This is a genomic window from Streptomyces sp. NPDC059679 (genome assembly GCF_042734105.1).
Taxonomy (GTDB): domain Bacteria; phylum Actinomycetota; class Actinomycetes; order Streptomycetales; family Streptomycetaceae; genus Streptomyces.
This window is the reverse complement of the sequence record NZ_JBHWES010000068.1, coordinates 24,928-49,216: the sequence shown is the minus strand read 5'-3', so window position 1 is coordinate 49,216 and position 24,289 is coordinate 24,928. Positions and strand designations below refer to the sequence as shown.

Sequence of the window (24,289 nt, the reverse complement as noted above, 5' to 3'; positions counted from 1 at the left end):
TTGTTCCGGGGGACATGAAACGGAAATGCCGAGCCCATCAGCGTGCTCCACACAGTCCGGATCTCCCATCCGAGATCAGTTTTCCGTCATGTCAGCTGAATCAGTCGCATCAGTCGAGCCCCTGACCCCGACCGTCGTCGACACCGCCACCGCGCCGTGGGAGCAGTTCTCTGTCCCTCACGTTTCTCCTGATCGCCACCCCCGACACCGGCATGCAATGCATGAAGCCACCGCGCCGGCTTCACCAACCCCTGGCGCACCCACCCCTGCGCGCACGGCATCCACGTCCTCGACGGCACCCTGATGCCCCTTCAGGGCTACTTACTCGGGGTGGTGCTGCTCGCTGGGATGGGAAGGCGCTGGTCCGCCGGGGTTCGGGAGGGCTTGGAGCCGGTTCAGGGCATGGGTGAGCATGTCGGTCCAGGGCCAGTGTTTGGCGAGGCGGAGGTAGTGGCGGCGGCCGGTGGTGACGAGCTGGGCGGCGGCAGAAAACAGCCGCAGCCGCAGGCGGCGGGGTTCCCAGTGGACGACGGCGGGGGCTGATCGACTCGCGGTCCGCGAAAGGCACGTCCGCGGTCGAGGCCGCGACCAGCGGCTATGACAGTGAGAAGAAGATCGAGGGCCGCAAGCGGCACATCGTGGTGGACACCCTCGGCCTGGTCCTCGTGGTCATGGTCACCCCCGCCTCGACGGGGGATCGGGACGCCGCCCAGGACCTCCTGGCCCAGGCCGCGAGGCGGCATCACCGGCTCAGGCGCGTATGGGCGGACAGCGGATACACCGGCATGCTGGTGAGCTGGTGCCCAACGCAGCACTGTACCTGGGCGTACGAGCAGTCGTAATCGTCGTAGGACGTGGAGTGGCAGCCGGTTCAGCAGCGCTGCCAGGTAGGCCCGATCGCTGGGCGTGAACCGGATCTTTTCCTTGCCGAGTTGGCGTTCCAGCACGGTGATCTGGTGGCGCAGAGCGAGGATCTCCGCGTCCTTGCCCCGATCAGTCATCGACAGCAGGCGAAGCATCGCGAACGCGTTCGTCACACCCAGGTAAGCCAGTCGCAGCAGCACGGTCGATCATCGTGACGCGCTGAGAGCAGCTGCGCGAGAGCGCCAGCTCGAGCACCGCGGCCAGATTTAGGGAAACCCGATGTACCCGCCCCCACCAGGGCGGATGAGACTTCCGGCAAGGGCAGTCTTAAAAAAACGGAACTGCGCCCTCACCTGAAGAAGTGCTGGACCATCCCGCCACGGGCGAACGCGCAGTTCGCGGCCCAGATGGAAGACGTGCTGGCCGTCTATGCCCGGCCCCGTGACCCGGCGCGTCCGGTGGTGTGCATGGACGAGAAGCCCCACCAGCTCCTCGACCATGCCCGCGGCCCGCTCCTGCCCCGGCCTGGTCACGACGCCTGCCAAGACAGCGAGTACATCCGCTGCGGCACGTGCTCCATCTTCGTGTGGGCCGAGCCCTTACGCGGGTGGTGTCGGGTCCAGGCGCTGTCCCGGCGGACCTGGACAGACTGGGCCGGCCAGGTCAAACAGCTGCTGAGCGTGGACTACCCCGACGCCGAGACCGTCGTGCTGGTGATGGACAACCTCAACACCGAACTCTCCGCCGGGCACAACGCCACCAACACCGACCAGCGTCAGGTGGACTGGCAGTTCACCACCCACGACACACGCATCAAACTGCACCACCTCCATCCCAGAAATTAGCCGCGACAGTCTACTAGCGGTGGTTTGTTGACTTCGGGTCGGTTCAGCGGTATTTGACTGGGTGGGGGTGGTAGTGATGGTGACTGCCCGGCGGCCGTGTCCGCCTGCGCCGGGGCCGTTGGAAGGGTATGTGGCCCGGTTCGATGATCTGTTCTCCTCGCTGGCCCAGCGGCGGGGGTTTCGCGAGTACCTGACCGGCCTGTTGCTGCCGAGAGACCGCAACAAGACACTGACCTGCCTGGCCGGAGCGGAGCCGGTTGCCGGGGCCCAGCATCCGGCGGTGCAGCGGCTGCAGTTCTTCCTGTCGGAGTCGCGCTGGGACCACGAGCAGGTCAACGCCCGGCGCCTGGAGATGCTGCTGGCCGACCCGTCAACCGCACCACATGGTGGCGGGGTGCTGGTGATCGACGACTCCGGCGACCGGAAGGACGGCAGGGCCACCGCGCATGTGGGACGCCAGTGGCTGGGCCGGCTGGGCAAGACCGACAACGGCGTGGTCACCGTCACCACACTGCGGGCCGACGAGCGGCTGTACTATCCGCTGCACGCCGTGCCTTACACCCCCGCCCGCCACTTCCCCAAGGGCCGCAGCGATCCAGGCTTCGCCACGAAACTGCAGATCGCAGCCGTACTCGCCCGCCGGGCCACAGAGGCCGCAGTGGACTTCCGCGCGGTGGCGGCCGACTGCGCCTACGGCGACCAGGACGGTTTCCGCGGTGAACTGGCCGCAGCCGAGCTGCCGTTCGCGATGGCCCTCAAACGTCGCCGCGGCGTCTGGGCCTACGGGGATGAGGCATACACCCGGCAGGACGCCGCCCGCGACCTGTCCTGGCACGGTCCCGACCGGTCGGGCGATCCGCAACTGGATCGAGCAGAGCTACAAGCAGGTCAAGGACGAACTGGGCTGGGCCGACTTCCAGGTCCGCTCCGATGCCGCCATCCGCCGCCACCACACCCTGGTGAACTGCGCGTTCTCCTTCTGCTGGGACACCCGGGCCAACCAGCCCGCTCCACCAGACCCGCCGGCCGAGCCCTCCGGAGAAGCCTGCCCACCCGGGCGGCCAGAGAGGGGGCACACGCTTACCCCACCAGCCCCCTCCGCCCAGCTGGCCACGGGCACTGCGCACGGTCCGCAACTGGCTGACCCCGTCCATCGTGTTACGACGCTGGTGGCGGGCATGGTCCGACACGCCCCCGCCCACCGAACTCCAAGCCCTCATCGACACGGTCCTCAGAGGCCAACCACTCAACCCCTACTCCCCGGTTTAACAAACCACCGCTAGTGGGAGAACGAGAAGTACAGGGTTCGACCGTAGTCGCCCGTCGCCGTGGTGGGGCCGCCGCTGGGGCCGAGCGCGGCCGGCGCATCGAATTTGGTGCCGATCGCCGGGATGGCGTCGAGGAACGACAGATCTCCCTTCGGAAAGGGCGGCGCGGTATGGCGGGGGTCGGGTCCGAACCGGGGAGTGAAGAGGCGCAAGTAGAGGTCCTCGTCCTCGCAGACCACGGTGAGACGTCCGGCGGTGGTGTGCAGGGACGCCCAGCGGACGCCCGCGTGGTATCCCTTGAACTCCGGGTACACCCAGCCGTCGGCACCGGTCGCGGTGTCGTTGTACTGCTTCGTCCAGACGTCCGTCGCGACGCCGCGCAACCGGTTCTTCCACACCCTATGGGGTCCGTGGCCGAGCCATGTCACGCCGGTCACCTGCGATTCGGGATGGTCGAAGCCGACGCCGAAGAGGTCGTACTCGCCGGTGAGGTGGTAGCGGTAGTCCAACCGCAGCCAGCCGCTGGGGTGCAGCCGCCACCGGACGTGGCGCAGGACGCCGGAGTACTCGGCCTCCACCGTGTAGCCGTTGCCGTCAGGCCCGTGCGTCAGGCGGGCGAGGTCGGCCGTTCCGGTGGTGGGCAGCGGGCCGCGGGACAGCGCGAAGTCCCCCCCTCGGTGGGTGACGCCGGCCAGCATGCCCGTCGTGGCGTCAAGCGTGACCGTGGTGTGACGGGATGCCAGGGTGAGCCTGTCGTCCGCGAGCCGGCCGTGTACGGCTGGTCCCGGGCCCGTCCGTACCAGCCGTCGGGCCTGGCCGGCGGCGGACGTGATGGTCCATGTCCAGCGGCGGATCTCGCGGCCGTCGGCATCGGTGACGGTGAGGGCCACGGCGTCGGCGCGTCGCCAGTCGGACGGCAGGGGCAGGCGCAGCACTCCTTGCGCGTTGGGCTCGATGTCCGGAGCGGAGGCGGTGCCCTGGGCGCGCACGGTGTGGCCGTCCCGCCGCTGTGACGGGGCGTGGAAGTCCAGGAGTTGCCAAGTGAACTGGCAGCTAAGGGTGTTGCTGAAGGCGTAGTGGTTGGTGAGGCTGATCCGTCCGTCGAAGGCGTCCGGCAGGCCGGAGGTGAACCGCTCCGGCTCGGCGAGTTGTACGGGAGACCAGATGTCCTTGATCGTGTAGAAGCTGGCTTCCTTCTCGCGGAAGGGGCCGAGGATGCCGTCGGGTGCGGCGTTGCCTGCCACATCGATGGCGCCGTCGAGGTCGTCCCGCACGATGCCCTCGTCGATCAGTGACCACAGGAAGCCTCCTGCGGAGAGCCGTTCACGGCCCATCAGCTTCCAGTAGTCGTCGAGCCCCGCGCCGGCGCCGCCGTCGTAGAGGCCGTGGAGGAATTCGGTGGGCATGAAGACGTCGTCGCGTTCCTGGAGGATGCGGCGCGTGCTGTCGTACGTCTCGTAGTGGTCGGTGTTGATGCCGCCGAAGTTCGCCCAGGGGTGGAGAACGGTGCGCTGCTGGGGGTCGTGGCGGGCGTAGTCGTCGTCGAGGGCGGTGTTCCAGCCGCCTTCGTTGCCGTTGCACCAGAACAGGATCGACGGGTGGTTGACATCACGGGTGACCATCTCTGCGACGAGGGGCCTGCCTGCCGCTTCGTCATAGGACTTCTGCCAGCCGGCCAGTTCGTCGAGCACATACAGGCCGAGTTCGTCGGCGAGGTCGAGGAAGTGCGTGTCCGGCGGGTAGTGGGACATCCGGACCGCGTTCATGTTCATCTCCCGCATCAGGAGGATGTCCTTGCGGCTGATGCGCGCGCTGGTCGCCCGGCCGGATGTGGGCCAGATGGTGTGCCGGTTGGCTCCTTTGAGGAGGATCCTGACGCCGTTGACATACACGCCGTCGTTGGGGCGCACCTCGACGGTGCGGAAGCCGAATCTTTCGTCGACGCGGTGGACGGTGCGGCTGTCGCTGGCGCGGAGCGCGACCTCGACGCGGTAGAGGTGCGGGGTCTCCGCCGTCCACTGCCGGGGTGAGTCGAGGACGGTCCTGAGTGTCACCGTCGTGTCGCCGGGAGCGACGGCCGCGGTGAACGGGGCGCCGACCGGGCGCCCGGAGAGGTCGGTGACCCGGGCGACGAGACGGTCGGCGGAACCGGTGCCCGACAGATGGGCGTCGATCCGCAGTGTGCCGTCGGCGCGGGCGTCGACGGCGATGCGTTCGATGTGCTGGAGCGGGAATGCCTCGAGATGAACGGGGCGGTAGATGCCGCCGAAGTTCCAGTAGTCCCCCAGGCGTTCGGCCCGGTTGACGGAGTCGTCGGCGGACTCCTTGCTGACGGTCACCTCCAGGAGGTTGCCCTGACCCGGACGCAGCTTTCCGGTCACCTCGTGACGGAACCGGTAGAAGCCGCCGCGGTGGACGGGCCCGGCCGACTCGCCGTTGATCCACGCCTCGGTGTCGGTCATCGACCCTTCGAAGACGAGGAAGACGCGTCTGTCACGCCAGTGGGACGGGGGTGTGAAGGTGTGCCGGTAGCGGCCTTTCTCCTCCGGGCGCAGATTCCACCCGTAGTTGTACGTGCCGTATCCGTGGAACTCCCAGTTGGACGGAACCGGGATGCTGCCCCAAGTGCCGCTGCGACGCCCGCTTGTGCACAGGAAGTCCCAGTCGACCGAGTGGTCGGCGTCCTCTCCGGACAGATACAGGCGCTCGGTGCGCGTGGAGGCGTCCGTTCCGCCGGCCGTCCCGGCGGCTCGGGCCGAGCCCGCGGGAAGGCCTCCGGCGACGGCTGCGCCGACGGCGCCGAGGATCAGAACGCCACGACGTGACAATTGCATGATGTCTCCAGCCTTCAAGGAACCATCGGGGGAGGGAACGGCGGGAACGTGCGGGGTAGTCGGCGGACCGGTCCGCACACGGTTGTCGAAGCGCTTGCGTAAACAACACCGCAGATCAGAGCACACTCGCGGGAGCAACGATGACCTTAGGAGTCGAATGAATCGAACACAAGAGGGCGGCCGGAAGCGGCAGGCGCCTCCGGCTTTACGGCGGTGTACACGCCGCGCACCTTCCGGCCCTCACCGGCACGATTCAGTCGCTGAGCCCCTTTGCCGACGTCACGAGGCCACAGCGTCGCCTCAGCAGTTCCCGTACTGGACGGGAACGCAGACAGGCGCCGGCCGTGACGACCAAGCCCAACTCCCCGGCACCGTGCTGGACGGACGGACAGGAGCGAGACCGAGACGGTTCCCGCGTTCACTTGTCGATCCCTTGACAAAGGAGCCTGGACCAGGAGGTCGCGATGGCTGTGCCCCAGCCGCCCGGCTGCGGGGGCGATCAGGCCGCTGTTCGCGGTGGTGAAGCCCGCGATGCGCAGGGGCCGGTCCTGCCGCGACTTGCACTTTGCGATCTACCAGCAGTCCTCCCCGCTCGTCGTCCAGTACGTCGATGCACTGTCGGTCCGGTTCACCCCGACCCATGGATCTGGACGGCGTAACACGCGGCCGAACTCCAACACGACCACGACCTCATCCTCGACGAGGTCGTCCGGGGCCACGCCGCCGCGGCAGGCGAGCTGACGCCAGCCGACATCCAGGGCGGCGACCGCCCGCGGAACACGAGCCCGAGTTCCGGGCCGCAGGCGGCGATGTGCAGCGGGATTCCCCCAAGCTCTGACCGGTGGTGCGTGCCGACCGACACGGCACCCACCTACTTCCGTTCGATCATCCTGCGGCCACCGCATCACTGCACGGTCCGCGCCCTCGCCGCCATTCCGACCCAGGCGCCAGCCCTGTGGGTGCCCGGGAATTATGTCAACCGGGATGACCTCCTGGTTTGGATCTGTCAAAGCGGGACTTCGCAGTTAAGCGGTGCGGAGGTGTCCGCGGGCTCGGCGGGTCGTAACGCAGCGTGTCCGTAGGCGTTGGTTGTCGGCGTTGCGGAAGCCGAACGCGTTGCGGGCAACGAGCTTGATTACGCGGTTGATGCCTTCGCTCTTGGCGTTGCTGTGGCCCGTGTGGATGAACGCCTCGATCTCTGGCCACCAGCGGTCGACGGTGATGGCGAACTGCCGGACTTCGGGGATGTCGGAATCTGCGCACCGGGCTTGGCCATCCAGGCGGTCAGCAGAGTCTGGCCGATCTTCCCCTCGCCCAGCAGCGCGTTCCACATGGCGGCGAACTGCTCGTCGGTGAGGTCCTCCCGGTTGCGCAGGAGCCGACGTCTGGCTCGCATTCCGAGTCGGTGGCGCGTCCGCGTCGGCCGCGGACCTCGGCGGTGGTGCGGCGCCGGACCATGGACAGCATCTTGTTGGCGAGCTGGACGACGTTTCTCGCTCCCAACGCGGCCGTCCGCGTCGGATCTCGTCGATGCCCAGCACCTCCACGTCAGGCAGGGGCGCCTCGACGACCTCGCGGGCCTGGGCGCGGAAGGCGTCCATCACGGTCGCCAGGACAGGCGTAGGTCGCGGGCGGCCTGGATGACGGTGGAGCCGGCGTCCCGCACCCGGCGTGCGGCCCAGGCCCGCAGCCGGGTGGCGATCCGCGCACGGGCTGGTATCTGCGGGACCTGCTCGGTGAACGACCGGCGGGAGCGGACCTGTTCGCGGCAGCACCAGCGGCGCTTGTGCCAGCGGAACTCCAGCCCGGCCTCGCCGTACGGCAGGTCGCGGGGTCGGGTGGCCGCCGATCCCTTCACCGGGTGGCGAACCCCGCAGGCCGGGCAGGCCCGGGCCGCCTCATCGGCCGTGACCAGATGGACCCGGCGTCTGCCGTCGGCCAGCCGCTCGACCCGAACGACGGACACTCCGTCGAGGTCGAGCAGCAACGTCGCATCGTTCAGCAAGCCCGTGGCTCCTGCGTGGTCGTTTGCGTAGAGAACAGAAATGATCACTCAGGACACTGGCAGCTTGCGCTCAGGGCCGAGCTACCCGGCACGAGACCACGGAGCGTGGGGCCACGTCAGCGGCTCTGGCCGTGCACCGCTCAAGTTCGAAGACCGGGTGTCGTCTCGGCGGCACTGACGGGTTCGGTATGGACAGTGGCGGCGGCCAGCCGGGGCATGCAGTACACGAGTTCGTGCGCGATGCGGTGTGCCTGCTCGACGGTGAGCGTGCCGTCGACGGGTTCCGACGTGCCGCTTCACCTGCATGGACGTGGTTTTCGGCAAGCACAGCGTACCGGAGCAACATCGCGACCCGCTCATCGAGCCATGAGCCTGCCGATGAGGTCGTCGATGCGCTTGTCCACCAGGAGCGCAAGATCGCGGTGCGGCACCCGCTCGGCGGCGGACAGGGACGGGGAATTCACGCGACGATCCCTCGGTCAGGTCCAGCATTCAAGCGATTCGAGCACCTGGTGGCATGCGGCACCGGGTCTGTCAACGGCTTCGGCGCATGAGGATTTGATTCATCGAAATGTTTGTCGAACGGGAAGGTGCGCCGTTAGTCTCGCGGCTGTTCAAGCGCTTCGACACTATGAAGAAGGGCCGCCGCGGTGGGGCCAATGCTCTACGCCGGATCGCCGCAGCAAGGTGCAGACCAAGCGAGCAGCATGGCTCCCAACCGATACGCCACGGTCGCACAGCCCATGGGCAGCGCCACCTTCACGGTGACCCACGTGGGCTGCAACTTAAGATCCGACGCTGATCCGACCACACCGAGCAGGTATCGGCCGACAGCGCCGTCAGTAAACAGATCCGCACGTTGGAGGAAGCATGGGCAGACAACAACGTCGATTCGCGGTCGCGGCCGCCAGCCTGGCGGCCGCGATACACGTCGGCAGGACTGGAGGGTGGTTGAGGAAGGCAGCCACAGCGGCGGCCGTGGCCCTGAGCGTCATAGCGGGCAGCCTGGCGTTCGCATCACCGGCGTCCGCATCACCGGCGTCCGCGGCGACGTTGACTCAGGTCGACAACTTCGGCTATAACCCCACGAACCTCGAGATGTACGAGTACGTGCCGGCCAAGCTGCCCCGTCATCCGGCAGTGCTCGTGGCCGCGCACTGGTGCACCGGCTCCGGCCCTGACTTTTTCAAATACACTGATTTCGCGTCACTGGCCGACCAGTACGGATTTATCGTGATCTACCCCTCGATCACCGGTGACATCAAGTGCTGGGACGTCGCGTCGGACGCCGCGCTGAAGCACGACGGCTCCAGCGACCCGGCCGGCGTGATGTCCATGGTGCGGTGGGAGATCGCGAACCGCGGCGCCAACCAGCACCGGGTCTACATGACCGGCATCTCCTCTGGCGCGATGCTGACCAACGTCATGCTCGCCGACTACCCGGACGTGTTCAAAGCCGGATCGGCGTTCATGGGCGTGCCGTACCACTGCTTCTACACCGGCACCTTCCGCGGCTGGAACAGTGATTGCTCCACAGGCAACATCACCAAGACCCCGCAGGAGTGGGGCGACCTGGTCCGCGCCGCCTACCCCGGCTACACCGGGCCACGGCCGCGTATCCAACTGTGGCACGGCACCGAGGATTCCGCCCTCAGCCACCACAACCTCGGCGAAGAGATCAAACAGTGGACCAACGTCCTCGGTGTCAGCCAAACCCCGGTCTTCACCGACCAGCCCGAGTCGCTCTGGACAAGGACCCGCTACGGTAACGCCAGCACGAGACCACCGGTCGAGGCCAACAGCTTCCAGGGGTACGGCCACGAGTTGCCCAAACCCGGTATGGCACTGCTGGCCCTGAAGTTCATGGGTCTGGCACCCTAGGTCGATAGGTGCTTGTCACCGGGCGTGGGCTCAAACCGTTCGCTGGACGTGGCCGGAACCAACCAGTCCGACGGCAATTAACCTAACGTCTGGGGCTGTGACGGCGGTGCCAAGCCAACAGCGGGCACAACTAACGGCACCGCCGTCAGCATCTCGAACTGTAACGGTGGCAGCGACCGGAAATGGGTCCGGCAGGAGTCCCCGGTTCCGGGTGCGCGGGCTTGTCCCCGGCGTGCGTACACGCCGCAGGCCGGCGCACCGCTCTAGTACTGCAACGGTGTCTGTTCTGAGTGCTGGGCAGTTTTCAGGGGCTGTGTCCGCGTCGCTTGTAGTGACTGACTCGGGCTTGGTGCTGGCGTCGTCGGCGCCATGTCGACCAGTGCAGGATGTGGTCGATCGAGGTGGGGCGGCGGCCGGTGAGACGGGTGATCAGGCGTCGGATCTCGGCGAGGCTCAGCTGGATGAGCTGGGAGGATCCGTTTCTGCTTTCTCCGTGTCCAGCTGTCGGGCCCGCAGGACGGTGAGGCAGGCGTGGGCGGCCATGGCGAGGGTCATGTGGCGGTGCCGGCCTGGATAGCGGCGGACCTGGTAGTCGTCCAGGCCGCACTCCTGCTTCGCGGTCTGGAAGCACTCCTCCACCGCCCATCGGCTGCCCGCGATGCGGATCAGCTGATCCAGGGTGGTGTCGGCGGGACAGTAGGCGATGTAGTAGGAGATCTCCTCGGGCCTGTGTTTCCCGTGACGGCCTGCTGCACCGGCAAGGTCACCTCCGTACGAGGGGCCGTCGGCGCCGGGCTGAATGCACGGTCGAAGTCCAGGCGTCCATCCGCACTGCTCGTGGCGCGCTGGGCTCCCGACGAAAGGGCTGTCCAACGCAGCTCGTCGGAGCCCACCTGTGAACGTCCCATTGGTCGAGCCCCGGTCCACGACGACGACCCGACCGTCCGGCGAAACCTCCAGCCGGGCGTGCTCCCGGCGGGAGACATCCAGATCCCGCAGACACACCGCTGCCGCCGAATTCCTGGCCAGCGCATGGGTTCCCGGCCCCAACGCTACGGTCAGCCCGGCGTCCGGACCGGTCACCACGCGCAGCACACCCACCGTGTCGCACGACGGGGAACGGAACGCCAGCCCCGGCGGCCCCACACTGATCACCACTCCGGGCATCAGCGCGCTGTCTGCCGGGCTCGCGGCGCGATCCAGCGGGATCGCCCCGACGAAACACTGCCTGTCGCCAACCGCCACTGGTAACCCGTCCAGCAGTGCTCCCACACTGCTGTCCCGGACCGGCGTTCACCTCGACGTCCTGGCGTGTCGCCGCGCCGGTGTCCTGAATGATCATCCGGAAAAACATGCCCCGCCCCAAGATCGTCCTACGCCCTGGCCAAACTGTTGCGGTGCCGGGGCCCACCCCCGCCGCTTGGGCGCCTGGCACGGCAGTCGGCAACTTCTTCTGTGGGTCGGCGCGGCGATCGAACTGAGCGTGATTCACTTCGCACCGATCCCCGTCTTGTGTAGCCACAGCTTCTGGTCACTGCTGGAGCCGTAGCAGATGAAGGCGTTGCCGGGGGCGGGCGCCAGGCGGGGGACACCCAGATCTACCTTCGGGAAGTCCCTGAAAATGATCAGTGGTGATCTTGGTGTGGGCGACAGTCCGGGCTGTGGGAGAGAGAGGGCGCTCCGGCTGGAGGCGCGCTTGGGTTCCCGCCCATCGCAGACGTGGCGGTGTTGTCTGCGCTCCGCTCAATGTCCTGGACCGGCTGTCGACGGGCGTTTCCGCGTCAGCGCGCTGATCAAGGCGACGGGCGCTGGGAGGGCCAGGCCGTCGCCGACGCCATGGCGCGGCTGACTTCGGTCTCACCTCTCTCTGCACCGGCGCAGCGTCTGGATCGGTGACCTCGGCAGTGGACCATCCTGGCACGTTCTCTCAGAAGACCATCGTCGAGGCCCGCCCTCAAAAGACAGCCAACTGCACTCCTGACCGATCAGCAGCCTGCACCGGTCTTCCTAGAAGGTGTTATCGGACATCGTGATGCCGAGTCGTTCCGCGAGCACGTGGGAACTGACCCCGTACGTCTCTCGGATCCGTGCGCCCTCCGGGCCGACGTCGAAGACGCCGTGGTCTGTGTAGACGCGGCTGACGCAACCGAGGCCGGTGAGCGGGTAGGTGCACTGCGGCACGAGCTTGGGCTCGCCGGAGCGGGTGAAGAGGGTCATCATCACGTAGACGTCCTTGGCGCCGATGGCGAGGTCCATGGCGCCGCCGACGGCGGGGATGGCGTCGGGCTTGCCGGTGTGCCAGTTGGCGAGGTCGCCATTGAAGGCGACCTGGTACGCCCCGAGGACGCAGACGTCGAGGTGCCCGCCGCGCATCATCGCGAAGGAGTCGGCTTGGTGGAAGTACGCCGCGCCCGGCAGCTCGGTCACCGGGACCTTGCCGGCGTTGGTCAGGTCGGGGTCTACCGCGTCGCCCTCGGCCTTCGGACCCATGTTGAGCATGCCGTTCTCGGTGTGCAGTACTACCCCGGAGCCGGCCGGCAGATGGTCGGCGATCCTGGTCGGCTGCCCGATACCGAGGTTGACGAAGGCGCTGGCCGGGATGTCGCGTGCGATGACGGCGGCCAGCTCGTCCATCGAAAGCCGGTGGTCGGCGTACGTCTGAGGGCTTGGCGTGGTCATCGTGCCCCCTGCACGGTGTAGTGACGGGCCGTCGCCTGGACGACCCGGTCGACGTAGATGGACGGGGTGACGATGGCCTCGGGGTCGAGCTTCCCGGGCTCGACGACCTCGTCGACCTGGACGATGGTCGTCGTCGCGGCCGTGGCCATGACCGGTCCGAAGTTGCGGGCCGTCTTGCGGTACACGAGGTTGCCCATCCTGTCCGCGGCATGCGCGCCGATGAGGGCGTAGTCACCCTTGATCGGGTATTCCAGCAAGTACCTACGGCCGTCGATCTCGCGCTCCTCCTTGCCCTCGGCCAGCGGCGTGCCGACCGCGGTAGGGCAGTAGAAGGCGCCGATGCCCGCACCGGCCGCGCGCATCCGCTCGGCAAGGTTCCCCTGCGGCACCACCTCGAGTTCGATCTTCCCCGCGCGGTAGAGGTCGTCGAAGACCCAGGAGTCGGCCTGGCGCGGAAAGGAGCAGAGCACCTTGCGCACCCGGTCGGCGGCCAGTAGCGCGGCCAGGCCGACGTTGCCGTTGCCGGCGTTGTTGGACACGATGGTGAGGTCCTTGGCGCCCTGCCGGATGAGCGCGTCGATCAGGTCGAACGGCATCCCGGCCAGGCCGAAGCCGCCGACGAGGACGGTGGACCCGTCCTCGATCCCCGCGACCGCCGCGTCGGCATTCTCGACGATCTCCGCCCGGCTCACTGGGCGGCCTCCGTGACGCCGCAGTTCTCGAGTACGACGGCCAGTCCCTGGCCGACGCCGATGCAGATCGCGGCGACGCCGTAACGATGCCTCGTCTCGCGCAGCACCTTGGCCAGCGTGGCGAGGATGCGACCGCCCGAGGCGCCCAGCGGGTGGCCGATCGCGATGGCGCCGCCCTTCTGGTTGACGATGGCGGGGTCGATCTTCCACGCGTCGAGACAGGCGAGCGACTGCACGGCGAAGGCCTCGTTGAGCTCGACCGCGCCCACCTGGTCCCAGCCGATTCCGGCCCGGACCAGCGCACGGTTCGCGGCTTCGACCGGGGCGTAGCCGAAGGCCTGCGGCTCCAGCGCCATCACGCCGCGGCCTGCGATGCGGGCGATCGGATCGGCCCCGATCGTGGCCGCGGCCTTCTCGCTGCCCAGGAGCACTGCGGAGGCACCGTCGTTGAGCGGACTGGCGTTGCCCGCGGTGATGGTGCCGCCCTGCTCCGGTGTGCGGAAGACCGGCTTGAGCCCCGCCAGCACCTCCGGCGTGGATTCGGCCCGGATGCCCTCGTCGCGGGTCAGGCCGACGCCCTCGACCGGCACCACCAGGTCGTCGTAGAAGCCCGACTCCCATGCCTGGTAGGCAAGTTGGTGGGATCGGGCGGCGAACTCGTCCTGCCGCTCGCGGGAAATCCCGAAGCGCTCCTGGAGCTGCTCGTTGGCCTCGCCGAGGCTGACCGTCCACTCCTTCGGCATCCGCGGGTTGACCAGCCGCCAGCCGAGCGTGGTCGATACGGCGGTGACGTCGCCGGCCGGAAACGGTTTCGCCGACTTGGGCAGCACCCACGGCGCACGTGTCATCGACTCCACGCCGCCGGTCAACACCACCTCCGCATCGCCGGACTCGATCGTCCGGCCGGCCATCATCGCCGCCTCGAGGCTCGAGCCGCACAGCCGGTTGACCGTGGTGCCCGGCACGCTCACCGGAAGCCCGGCGAGCAGCGCCGCCATGCGGCCGACGTTGCGGTTCTCCTCGCCGGCGCCGTTGGCGTTGCCCCACACCACGTCGTCGATCGCGGCGGGGTCGAGATCCGGCACGCGAGTGAGCGCCGAGGTGATCGCGGCGGCGGCCAGGTCGTCCGGGCGGACACCAGCCAACGCGCCGTTGAAGCGTCCGAACGGCGTCCGCGTCGCGGCATAGATGAAAGCACTCATGGCAGCGACGCTAGCTCCGGACCACGATATTCTGAAGTATGTATATCCGAGCTGATTGATATGGACTGCATATGGATCTGCGGCATCTCCGGTACTTCGTGGCGGTGGCCGAGGAGCGCCACTTCGGTCGCGCGGCCGAGCGGCTCCACATGGCCCAGCCGCCGCTCTCCCAGCAGATCCGCCAGATGGAGAGGGAACTCGGCGTCGAGCTGCTGCACCGCACCACACGCCGCGTCGACCTCACCGAGGCCGGCCGGGCTTACGTGGAGCGGGCGCGGGCGATCCTCGCCGACGTCGACGAGGCCGCCCACCACGCACGGCTCGTCGCCGCGGGCTCGGTAGGCCACCTCGCGATCGGGTGCGTCGGCTCGGCCACGTACAGCCTCCTGCCCGCGCTCTCACGCCGGCTCACGCAGGAACTTCCCGGCGTCGACTTCTCCTTCCGCGGCGAGATGCTCGCACCCGACCAGGTCGAGGCGCTGCGCACCGGCGCCATCGACGTCGCGCTGCTACGTCCGCCTGCGGCCGACCTCTCTCTCACCATGCACACCCTGCGCCGGGACCGCCTCGTCGTCGCCGTACCCATCGACCACCCCCTCGCCCGCCGGAAACGGCTGCGCGCCACGGACCTCGGCGGAGCGGACCTGATCGTGCACTCCGCCGACCGCCGGTCCGTGATGTACGACCTCGTGCTGGGCCTCCTGCGAGACGCCGGTGTCGAGCCGCACATCCGCCACGAGGTCGGCGAGACCTCGACGCTGATTACACTCGTGGCCGGCGGGCTCGGGGTCGCGGTCGTTCCCGAACCGGTGACCGCGCTGGCACTCGACGGTGTCGCCTACCTGCCGCTCGCCGGGGCCCACGCACGCATGGAACTGGCCGTCGCCCACCGCGCCGACCGGTCCGAGCCGCACCTGGCGCGCACGGTGGGAATCATCCAGGCGGCCTTCTGAGACCAGCACAACGAAAGCGCGTTCTGGCCGCGGCGGGCGACAATGCGTCGGTACCGGGCGTCCAAGCGGGTGTCCTTCGTCCGTGCTGCGAATACCGGTCTGGCCGAGGGCGGCCTTGGGGAGTCAGCTGGCAACTTGGTCAACGTTGCGGCCTCCGGCCCCGTGCACCGGTCAGGGTGCAACGCGCCGTGCAGCGCGTGGGTGATGAGAGAGCGGATGGCCTCGGGTACGTCGTCGGCGGCGCCTTCCGCGCTCAGCCTGGCGGCGTCCCTCTCCGGGGCACATCGTGCTGGCCAACATCACCGCCACCGAACTCGACCGCTGTCTGTCCAGAGCGTACTCTCGCCCCTCACCGCACGCACCATCCGGACAGCCGACCAGCTCCGCGACGCCTGGACTCGGCCCGTAAACAGGGCTGGGCCATGGTCAATCAGGAACTGGAGAACGGGCTGCGCTCCATCGCCGCACCGGTGCGCGACGCCAACGGGCGGGTGAAAGCGACCATGGGTCTGTCCTCCCTCATCGCGACCACTGAGCACACTTTGTTCGCGAACCATCCCCTACCGCGACGAGTACCTCGACAGCAGTCCAGCAGCTAGATCGACGGCTTCCGGCACATCGGCCGCCCCGAGGCAGGCTTCAACAACGGAGCAGACCCCGCTCGCTGCGCCGAAGATGGCCTCTGGGACTGCATGGTCGCCAACCCCCTGGACCTGACAGGCGGCACGGGATCACCCAGCAACGCTGTAGCGATCAGGTAAAGATCCCCGCGGCGGCAGGGCCGCGATCAGGTGCGCGACAAGGAGCCAGTGCTCGACACGGTGGCCCCTCTCTACACCGGTCGAGAAGCGCGCTGTTGACGTCGTGCGCAGGAGGCCGGAGATCGCCCGGTTCACCGTGACTGCCCCGGCCCTCGGGGAGGACCGCGGAACCGACATCCTCGACACAGTTCCCTCGAGCCCGTGGGAATGCGACGACAGCGCGAGTGAGATTGCCGCCGGCGGCCCGTGACCGCCACCTGAGGTGGTGTCGACGAACTGCGACTTCGCTGACCATGAGACGACCGGGTAGCGTCGATGGTGCGCAGGGTTGCGATGCTCGCTCCAGTTGCTCCGGGCGAGGCTCGTCCAACTCGGTGTTCATGGCTGAAGCATGGATGACCGAACGGACCCACAGCGCCCAGGTGTTCGCCACGGGTCCGTCCGCGGTCGTCCGGTGGCAGGCAGGATCCCGCCTGCCGCCGACCCGGATCATCCTCGGCCGTCGGCGGGGGCGAGGACGATGTCGAAGCGGACCTGTGTCCAGGTGCCGTCGACGACCCTCCCGTCGGGTGTCGGCGTGCCCGCCGGTCGCTGGTCGAAGTTCTTGACGAGCGACTTCTTGACGCCGAAGACCGTGTCGGAGTCGAGCAGTTCGTCGCCCCGGACGAAGATGTGCGTGACCAGGGTTCGGCACTCGGGCGCCTCGACCATGAAGTGCAGGTGGGAGGCCCGCATCGGCGAGCGGCCGGTCGCCGCCAGCATCCTGCCCACGGGGCCGTCGTGCGGAATCGGGTACGGCGTCGGTGTGACGCCCCAGAAGCGGTAGCGCCCGTCGGCCTCCGTGAACAGGTGCGCACGGGCCCACCCGGTCGTCGTCGTACTGGACGTCGTAGAACCCGTCCTCGTCCGCCTCCCCAAGAAGTCCCCGTAGCCCTTGTCGAAGGATCTCGGGCCAGTACGCGGTATCCGCGGGGTTGGTCGCCGCGATCGCAGTTGCGGCAGGCGCCCACAGCGCCAGCGCCTTGACCTCGCTTTTCGCGGCGGCGAGCGAGGCGGTCAGCCCACCGAGGCTCATGCCCAGGAGGCAGAGCCGGGCGGGGTCGATCACATGGTGCCGTGCCAGCTCGTCGAGGACGGCGCTGACCTGCGCGACCTGGTCGGTGACGGTGATGTCGGCGAAGTCGCCATCGGACTCGCCGCAGGCGGCGAAGTCGAATCGGTAGGCGGCCACGCCATGCCGCGCGAGGCGTTCGGCGAGCCGCACGAACGTGTTGCCGAACTCGGTCCGGTTGCCGCCGAACCCGTGGCACATGACGACGGCCGGAACCGGTTGGCGCTGAGGGCCGGGGAGGTGGAGGATGCCGCGGAGGGTGCGGCCGGCGTGCTTGACGTCGAAGGGAATCACGCGCCGAACGTAACGACGGCCGGCGGCCCTCCGTCAGTGTGTTGCGTGCCACACGGCGCGAACGACCGGACGGCTCAGGAGCCACCGCGCCGTCGCAACCCAGCACCGCGTTCTCGTGTCGCAGCACAAGCAGTTCCGCGTCCTTGGCGGCATCCCGACGCAACAGCAATGCCGGGAACGCGAGCAGCTTCCGAGCGACCTGGTACACCAGAGAGACGAACACCCGGACAAGGTTCCAGCAGACCGTGATGGAACGCCAGACCCCCTCCGAGCAGCAGCGATGAGTTTCCGAACGGCGCACGACGCGGCACCCATCCACTTCCGCTCGACCATCCCGCGCCCACCACATCACCGCACCGGTCGGCGCCCTCATCGCCATTTTGGCCCGGGCGCGCCCCCTCCCTCCGCAGGCATGCCCACAGCGAGCTGGCGCCGTCCATCCTCGGCGCCCATCCGCATCCTTGCATGCGCCGAAGGCGCATTCGCGCTGATCACGGCCGGTCTTGAAGTTTCTTCCGACTGAACATTCGGGGTTGACATCCCCGCGGGAATCCCTGAAGGTCTGTACGTTCGACGCACGATTGTTCGCCTGTCGCACAGTCAATGGAGACGATGATGCCGCTGCGACCGCTGTTGCACAGCGCCTTTACGAAAAAGTTGTATGTGACCGTCCTTGTCGCGATTGCCCTCGGGGCCGCTCTCGGCCTTGCCGCGCCAGGGGTCGGGGCCTCGCTCGAACCGATCGGCACCGGATTCATCTCGCTGATCCAAATGCTCATTGCCCCCGTGGTGTTCTGCACGATCGTCACGGGCATCGCATCGGCCGGCGAGCTGACCGCGGTGGGACGCGTCGGCGTGAAGGCCCTGGTCTACTTCGAAGCCGTTACGACGATCGCGCTGATCGCAGGGCTGATCGTGATGGACGTCTTCGAGCCCGGTCGAGGACTCAACGCCGATCCGAGCACGCTTCACCTGTCGGGCTCGGCCAAGGAGTACCTCCAAGCCGGCGAGGATCAGCAGTGGTACAGCTTCCTGATCAACATCATCCCGCACAGCGTCGTCAGTGCGTTCACTGACGGAAACGTCCTCCAGGTGCTACTCATCGCGATTCTGTTCGCGATCTCGATCAAGGCACTCGGGCCCCGGGGCGAGCCGCTGGTCCGAGGCATCGCCCGGGTCGGCGACGCCGTCTTCGGTGTGGTCAAGCTCGTGATGTACCTGGCGCCGGTCGGCGCGTTCGGTGCCATGGCCTACACCACCGGCAAGTTCGGCATCTCAACGCTGACCAGTCTCAGCGGTGTCATCATCCTCTTCTGGGCCACCGGCATCGTCTTCAGCCTCCTGGTCTTCGGGCTCATCGCCCGGCTCTGCGGGCTGCGAATCCTCAAGATCTACCGACATTTCAAGGACGAGCTGCTGATCACCCTGGGGACCTCCAACTACGAAGTGGTGATGCCGCAGTTGATGGGCAAGCTGGAGAACCTCGGCGCGCCGAAGCGGATCGTCGGCCTCGTCGTTCCCTCCGGATACGCCTTCAACGGCGACGGCGTCTGTCTCTACCTCGGCTTCGCCTCGCTGTACATCTCACAGGCGTTCAACGTCGACCTGACGCTGTGGCAGCAGATTGGGCTGCTGGCCGTCTTCATGATCACCTCCAAGGGCAGCGCGGGTGTCGCTGGAGCCGGCTTCGTCATCCTCGCCGCCACCTTGTCGAGCACTGGCACGGTGCCCGTCGTCGGGATCATGCTGATCCTGGGCATCGACCGGTTCCTGTCGACCATGCGCGGCCTGGTCAGCCTCTCCGGACAGATCATGGGCAGCCTGATCGTCTCCCGCTGGGAGCGTGTCCTCGACATCGACCGTGCCCGTGCCGTCCTCGACGGCAAGCTGCCGGACGCCTCGGCGAAGAGCGGCGGGAACGCCTCAGTCGAACGCACACACGATGACGTTCCCACGCCTGCGGGCAATCCTTCATGACCCAGATCCCGTCCCGATCAAGAAAAGGGAAATCACTGTGAACCGGAGGAACCTCGTCCTTCTGACCATCGCATCGGCGACGACCGCGGCCTGCAGTGCCTCGACTGGGGTGACACCGGCGCGGACGAAGGTGCGCCGCACGGTCGTCACCCACGGCAAGGTCCGGATCGAGACGATCAGCCAGGGTGAGGGGCCGACCGTCGTCATCCTTCCCTCCCTGGGCCGCGGAGCAGAGGACTACGACAAGGTCGCGCCCCGTGTGGCAGCCGCCGGGTTCCGCGTACTGCGCCCCCAGCCTCGAGGCATCGGCCGCAGCGAGGGGCCGATGGAGGACCTGGACATGCACGATTTCGCGGCGGACGTTGCTGCGGTCCTGGACCACGAGAAGGCGGGACCGGCCGTGGTCGTGGGCCACGCCTGGGGCAGCCAGCCCGCCCGGATGTTGGCGGAGGACCGACCGGACCTGGTGTCCGGCCTGGTGATGGCCGCAGCGTCGGCCGGCAAGCTGCCCGCCGGCTCGAAGGAGAAGCCGTACAGCAGGAACCGCGAGGCGATCGACGGGTCCGGAGACCTGACGCTCCCCGAAAAACAGCGGCTCCGGTATCTGAAACAGGCCTTCTTCGCACCCGGCCATGACCCCCGGCCATGGCTGACGGGGTGGTATCCCAAGACGCACGATGCGCAGGCACACGCTCGCAATGTGACGCCCGTCGACGACTACTTCGCCGGCGGAGACGTTCCGATGCTCGATCTGCAGGCCGAGTTCGACGCTGTCGTGGTGCCCAACGTGTTCAAACCGATGCTGGGCGACCGGGTGACTGTCCAGGTCATCAAGAACGCCGGACACGCGCTCGCCCCTGAGCAGCCGGCGGCCATGAGCAAGGCTGTCGTGGCATTCGCCCGTCGCGTCCACGGTACGCAGACCTCCTGACCCAACTCCCCTTCAGCAGTCACCACGCGAAAGGAAAGTCTCACCCATGACACGCCTGGCCCCCCACAGCGGCGATAGTGACGTCACCGCCCGGATCCGTGAACGCCGAGGCGGGCGCCTCACCCCGCTGGACCTGATACTGCTGCACAGCCCGCCCGTGGCCGACGGCTGGAACAGCCTGCTGGGCGCGATCCGAACCCGCGCCGAACTCCCCGACGACCTCAGGGAATTGGCCATCCTGCGCGTCGCCGCGCTGAACGGGGCCGAATACGAGTGGAACGCGCATGAGCCGGTCGCGCACCGGGCCGGGCTGAGTCGCGAGCAGACCGAGGCCCTGCGCGTTGATGCCGACCCGGCGCGCACCCCGCTCAGCCCCGCGCAACACGCCGTCCTCGCCTACACCGACGCCATGACGCGGACCGTCGACGTCCCCGACGCCATCTTCGAGACGGTGCGCGCCCACTTCGACGACCGCCAGATCGTCGAGCTCACCGCGACAATCGGCACCTACAACCTGGTCTCCCGTTTCCTGGTCGCCCTCCATGTCGGCCGCGCGGGTACCACCCCCGACTCCACCTCAACTCCCGAATCAGCCGACAAGAACGGAGCAGCAGCATGAGTGGTCGCCTCGCAGGCAAGGTCGCGATCGTCACGGGCGCGGGAAGCGCCGGCCCCGGCTGGGGCAACGGGCGCGCCACGGCCGCGATCTTCGCCCGCGAGGGCGCAAAGGTCCTGGTCGTGGACCGCGACGCCGACCCGCTCGGGCCGACCCTGAAGATGATCAGCGACGAGGGCGGCACCGCGGTTGCGCACACATGCGACGTGACGGACTCTGCCGCGGTGGCGGGCATGGTCGAGGCGGCGCGTACCGCGTTCGGTCGGGTCGACATCCTGGTCAACAACGTCGGCGGCTCCCGCCACGGCGGGCCTGTCGAACTCGACGAACCGACCTGGCAGGCGCAGCTCGACACGAACCTCTCCAGCGTCTACTTGGGGTGCAAGCACGTCATCCCGGTCATGCGGGAGCAGGGCGACGGCGGCGCGATCGTGAACGTCGCGTCCACATCCGGGCTGCGCTGGACGGGTTCCGCGCAGGTCGGGTACGCCTCGGCGAAGGCGGGCGTCATCCAGTTGTCGAAGGTGGTGGCGGTGCAGCACGCCCCTGATCGCATCCGCGTGAACACGGTGGTGCCGGGCCAGCTGCATACGCCGATGGTGGAGGCCCGGCTTGCGGGGCAGCGCGCCGGCGGGGACGTGGACGCGCTGCTCGCCCAACGCCAGTCGCGTATCCCGCTGGGATTCATGGGTGACGGCCGGGACACCGCGCATGCCGCGCTGTTCCTCGCCTCCGACGAGGCGCGGTTTGTCACTGGTACGGAGCTGGTCGTCGACGGCGGTATGACCGCCCGCTGCGACTGAGATCGAGGCCGGCACCCGCAGGCAGTCCGTGCCGGAGTGCCACAGAACGACAACGATCAGGAACCGCCAATGAGTACACCGACCAACCCCGGACCGCATCCCAACCCCCATCCGCCGACGATCGCGCTGCCCGCCGATGCGTGCGACGCGCACTGCCACATTTTCGGGTCCACGGACCGATTCCCCTACGCCCCGGACCGCACCTTCACCCCTCCCGAGGCCCCGCTCTCCGACCTGCAAAAGCTCCATGACCTGTTGGGCTTCCGCCGGGCAGTGATCGTTCAATCGGCCGCGCACGGCGCCGACCACTCCTCGCTCGTGGCGGCGCTCGATGAGGGCGCGGGCCGCTACCGGGGCGTGGCCCTGGTCCGGCCGGATACCGGGCCGGCCGAGGTCGCCCGGCTGCACGAGGCCGGAGTGCGTGGCACTCGGCTGCACTTCGCCTCGCATCTGGGTCCCGCGCCCTCGCCCGAGGCGATCGCCACCGTCGTCGACCTGGTCCGCCCCTACGGGTGGCACATCGCACTGCACGTCACCGGGGACGGCCTCGCCGAGCACGAGGAAACGGTGCGCGCGCTGCCGCTACCGGTCGTCATCGACCACATGGGCCGTGTCGACCTGCGCCGGGGCATCAACTCCCCGTCGGTGAACGCGCTGCGACGGCTCCTCGACACCGGGCGGACGTGGGTCAAGCTGAGCGGCGCTGACCGGCTGGCCACCATGCCACCGGACATGAGCGATGCCGCGCAGCTGGCCGGGCTGCTTCTGCGCAGCGCACCGGAGCGCGTCGTCTGGGGAACCGACTTCCCCCACCCCAACACCCACGGCTTCGTCCCCGACGACGGTGATCTCGTCGACCTGCTCGCCGGCATCGCGCCCACTGACGCCGACCGCAAGCGGCTCCTCGTCGACAATCCATCGGAGTGCTTCGACTTCCCGCGCGCCTGATACGGCCGCCTGACTCCGTATCGCGGCCTGGGCACGCGCTCGCTCCGGCCGCGATAGGGCACCGGGACCAGGTAGATCGGGTGATCCGAGCAGATGCCACCGGCTTCACGCGAGCCACCGTCCGGCCGGTACTGGTCACCTTCACCCGACTCGGTTTCGCCACCCGGGAGGACCGCCTGTTCAGGCTGACCGCGAAGGTGATGCGCCTCGGTTATGGCTACATGTCCTCGTCCCTGTGGTGGGAACACAGCGTTGCGCTCACCTTCAACGTCGGTGCACGCCTGCCGGGCTATCCGATATCCCTCGGCCGGGTTCTGCTGGCCGCACTGCCGGACGCGGTCCGGGACGGCTGCGCAAGGCGCTGATGACTGTGCACAAGGACGGGGACGATACACACCGCTCGTCCTCACGCGTTGCCCTGGGGCCCGGCAGGGGCGCTGGACATCGTGGAGCGCGCGGCCACCCTGCTCGCCGAGGTCACAGGATCGGCCGTACGGGGAGTTCGCCGCGCGGCGCGGTTGTCCCCCCGTCCAGACGAGGGGGCACGCAGAGGATGCGAGCCTGAAAGCCAGCAAATCAATACAAGAAGTAGAACTGCATCGCACCGGTCAGAGTGCTGACGGGGAAGTGATCGAGGTGGTGTTCCGCTGGACGGACAGCGGCGGCCCGGAGGAATGGGCCGCGCTGGAGGCGGCGCACGAACAGTTTCTGAATGATCGCATACCGATGCGAGCGGTCAGGGACTGCATCCTGGCCTCTTGGCGCCGCAGCAGGTCACTCGGGGTGGAGGCTGAGGACCCCGGCTGGCTGTACAACGAGGACTTGGACACCCAGGGCCTGCTCACGGCCGCCGCCCAGCCCGTCCTGGACGAACTGGAGATACGCCTCGGCAGCCAGCGCGTCGCTCTGGCCATCTGCGACGGCCAGGGCATGGTCATCCAGCGGCGGGTACGGGACTCGGCTCTGGGGCGTCTCTTCCGGGAAGCCTTGCTGATCCCTGGTTTCGGCTTCCCCGAGCGGACCAGCGGCACCAATGGCATCGGCACTGCGCTCGCCGAGCGGCGGCCGGTCTATATCGCGGGGCCCGAGCATTTCGCCCACGCATTTGATTCATTCACGTGTGCCGCGGCCCCGGTGCGCGAGCCGCTCAGCGGGCGCATCGAGGGAGTACTGGACATCACGAGCCTGCGCACGGACGCCGCTCCTCCCATGCTGGATTACGTCCGCGCGGCTGCTACAGCGATCGAGCGCCGGCTGCTGGAGCGTTCGACTCGGCGGGAGAGAGTTGCTCCTGGAGTTCGCCCGGGCGAGCAGACGTACTTCCAGGCGATTGCGCGGCACCGGACCGCCCTGGGACATGCTCGACAGCCGGGACCGGGCCATCTTGTCGGAGACAGCCGCCGAGTTGATCGCGGAGGGCAGCCCGGCCGTGAGAGAGGTATCGATTTCGTCCGGCGGAACGGTGATTCTGCTCTGCCGACGCATGCCCGATGCTATTGGGGCCTCGCGTGCGGCGGGGGCGGGCGACACCGAGGACACCGGCTTCATCGTGCAGGCCAGCGTTCTGGACAGGGACCACCGACAGCCCGCCACAGTAGCCAGCGATGACCCCGACCGGACCAGAA

The 24,289-nt window shown here is 68.2% G+C and carries 19 protein-coding genes and 4 pseudogenes; 13 read left to right on the top strand and 10 right to left on the bottom strand.

From position 1 onward, the window contains the following. Positions 1–321 precede the first annotated feature (321 nt). Positions 322–525, bottom strand: a pseudogene (locus ACFV2X_RS44620) (transposase); the annotation flags it as partial. Between the two features lie 14 nt (positions 526–539). Between ACFV2X_RS44620 and ACFV2X_RS44615 the strand changes: the two are divergent. The 3 genes from ACFV2X_RS44615 to ACFV2X_RS44605 all read left to right on the top strand — a co-directional run bounded on the left by ACFV2X_RS44615 (position 540) and on the right by ACFV2X_RS44605 (position 2,853). After that, entirely contained in the window at positions 540–842 is a 303-nt protein-coding gene (locus ACFV2X_RS44615; RefSeq protein ID WP_385627520.1) for a transposase, read from the top strand. A gap of 489 nt (positions 843–1,331) precedes the next feature. Then, on the top strand, positions 1,332–1,709 hold the full coding sequence (locus ACFV2X_RS44610; protein ID WP_385627481.1) for a hypothetical protein: 378 nt from the start codon (positions 1,332–1,334) through the stop codon (positions 1,707–1,709). 130 nt (positions 1,710–1,839) lie between these two features. After that, the gene (locus ACFV2X_RS44605) at positions 1,840–2,853 is read left to right on the top strand and encodes a transposase (protein WP_385627480.1); all 1,014 of its coding nucleotides are present in this window, start codon (positions 1,840–1,842) and stop codon (positions 2,851–2,853) included. A gap of 135 nt (positions 2,854–2,988) precedes the next feature. On the opposite strand, the gene ACFV2X_RS44600 is transcribed toward ACFV2X_RS44605, so the two are convergent. From ACFV2X_RS44600 to ACFV2X_RS44590, 3 genes are all read right to left on the bottom strand, one after another. Beyond that, on the bottom strand, positions 2,989–5,811 hold the full coding sequence (locus ACFV2X_RS44600; RefSeq protein ID WP_385627478.1) for a glycoside hydrolase family 2 TIM barrel-domain containing protein: 2,823 nt from the start codon (positions 5,809–5,811) through the stop codon (positions 2,989–2,991). Positions 5,812–6,836: 1,025 nt separating this feature from the next. Next, entirely contained in the window at positions 6,837–7,412 is a 576-nt protein-coding gene (locus tag ACFV2X_RS44595) for a transposase (protein WP_385627519.1), read from the bottom strand. Next, positions 7,412–7,816, bottom strand: coding sequence for a helix-turn-helix domain-containing protein (locus ACFV2X_RS44590; protein ID WP_385627475.1), 405 nt, complete (start codon positions 7,814–7,816; stop codon positions 7,412–7,414). Before ACFV2X_RS44590 ends, ACFV2X_RS44595 begins: the two co-directional genes overlap by 1 nt. 978 nt (positions 7,817–8,794) lie before the next feature. Between ACFV2X_RS44590 and ACFV2X_RS44585 the strand changes: the two genes are divergently transcribed. Next, positions 8,795–9,697, top strand: a complete 903-nt coding sequence (locus tag ACFV2X_RS44585; RefSeq protein ID WP_385627473.1) for an alpha/beta hydrolase family esterase — start codon at positions 8,795–8,797, stop codon at positions 9,695–9,697. A 453-nt stretch (positions 9,698–10,150) separates the two neighbouring features. Here the strand turns inward: ACFV2X_RS44585 and ACFV2X_RS44580 are convergent. The 5 genes and pseudogenes from ACFV2X_RS44580 to ACFV2X_RS44560 form a co-directional block, all read right to left on the bottom strand. Then, positions 10,151–10,441 (bottom strand): annotated as a pseudogene (locus ACFV2X_RS44580) (IS701 family transposase); the annotation flags it as partial. 150 nt (positions 10,442–10,591) lie between these two features. Continuing rightward, a pseudogene (locus ACFV2X_RS44575) lies at positions 10,592–10,864 on the bottom strand (FHA domain-containing protein); the annotation flags it as partial. An 840-nt stretch (positions 10,865–11,704) separates the two neighbouring features. Continuing rightward, entirely contained in the window at positions 11,705–12,376 is a 672-nt protein-coding gene (locus tag ACFV2X_RS44570; protein ID WP_385627471.1) for a 3-oxoacid CoA-transferase subunit B, read from the bottom strand. Then, positions 12,373–13,068, bottom strand: coding sequence for a 3-oxoacid CoA-transferase subunit A (locus tag ACFV2X_RS44565; protein WP_385627470.1), 696 nt, complete (start codon positions 13,066–13,068; stop codon positions 12,373–12,375). Before ACFV2X_RS44565 ends, ACFV2X_RS44570 begins: the two co-directional genes overlap by 4 nt. Beyond that, positions 13,065–14,270 (bottom strand): thiolase family protein, encoded by a 1,206-nt coding sequence (locus tag ACFV2X_RS44560; protein ID WP_385627467.1) that lies wholly within the window; start codon positions 14,268–14,270, stop codon positions 13,065–13,067. The genes ACFV2X_RS44565 and ACFV2X_RS44560 overlap by 4 nt, the downstream gene beginning before the upstream one ends. Positions 14,271–14,341: 71 nt before the next feature. Between ACFV2X_RS44560 and ACFV2X_RS44555 the strand changes: the two genes are divergently transcribed. Continuing rightward, on the top strand, positions 14,342–15,223 hold the full coding sequence (locus ACFV2X_RS44555) for a LysR substrate-binding domain-containing protein (protein WP_385627465.1): 882 nt from the start codon (positions 14,342–14,344) through the stop codon (positions 15,221–15,223). 176 nt (positions 15,224–15,399) lie between these two features. Next, positions 15,400–15,822: an IclR family transcriptional regulator C-terminal domain-containing protein gene (locus ACFV2X_RS44550; RefSeq protein WP_385627462.1), complete on the top strand. Its 423-nt coding sequence runs from the start codon at positions 15,400–15,402 to the stop codon at positions 15,820–15,822. 651 nt (positions 15,823–16,473) lie between these two features. On the opposite strand, the pseudogene ACFV2X_RS44545 reads toward ACFV2X_RS44550, so the two are convergent. Beyond that, a pseudogene (locus tag ACFV2X_RS44545) lies at positions 16,474–17,389 on the bottom strand (alpha/beta fold hydrolase). 603 nt (positions 17,390–17,992) lie between these two features. Between ACFV2X_RS44545 and ACFV2X_RS44540 the strand changes: the two are divergent. The 7 genes from ACFV2X_RS44540 to ACFV2X_RS44510 all read left to right on the top strand — a co-directional run bounded on the left by ACFV2X_RS44540 (position 17,993) and on the right by ACFV2X_RS44510 (position 24,272). Then, positions 17,993–19,366: a cation:dicarboxylate symporter family transporter gene (locus tag ACFV2X_RS44540; protein WP_385627459.1), complete on the top strand. Its 1,374-nt coding sequence runs from the start codon at positions 17,993–17,995 to the stop codon at positions 19,364–19,366. Between the two features lie 37 nt (positions 19,367–19,403). Further along, on the top strand, positions 19,404–20,297 hold the full coding sequence (locus ACFV2X_RS44535; RefSeq protein WP_385627458.1) for an alpha/beta fold hydrolase: 894 nt from the start codon (positions 19,404–19,406) through the stop codon (positions 20,295–20,297). A gap of 46 nt (positions 20,298–20,343) precedes the next feature. After that, complete coding sequence (locus ACFV2X_RS44530) at positions 20,344–20,916, top strand: carboxymuconolactone decarboxylase family protein (protein ID WP_385627455.1); 573 nt, start codon at positions 20,344–20,346, stop codon at positions 20,914–20,916. Further along, complete coding sequence (locus ACFV2X_RS44525; protein WP_385627452.1) at positions 20,913–21,716, top strand: SDR family NAD(P)-dependent oxidoreductase; 804 nt, start codon at positions 20,913–20,915, stop codon at positions 21,714–21,716. Before ACFV2X_RS44530 ends, ACFV2X_RS44525 begins: the two co-directional genes overlap by 4 nt. A 69-nt stretch (positions 21,717–21,785) precedes the next feature. Further along, positions 21,786–22,664: an amidohydrolase family protein gene (locus tag ACFV2X_RS44520; RefSeq protein ID WP_385627450.1), complete on the top strand. Its 879-nt coding sequence runs from the start codon at positions 21,786–21,788 to the stop codon at positions 22,662–22,664. Between the two features lie 80 nt (positions 22,665–22,744). Then, a complete protein-coding gene (locus ACFV2X_RS44515; protein ID WP_385627447.1) occupies positions 22,745–23,029 on the top strand; it encodes a hypothetical protein in 285 nt (94 codons plus the stop codon). Positions 23,030–23,291: 262 nt separating this feature from the next. Then, positions 23,292–24,272 (top strand): GAF domain-containing protein, encoded by a 981-nt coding sequence (locus tag ACFV2X_RS44510; RefSeq protein WP_385627444.1) that lies wholly within the window; start codon positions 23,292–23,294, stop codon positions 24,270–24,272. Positions 24,273–24,289: the final 17 nt, after the last annotated feature.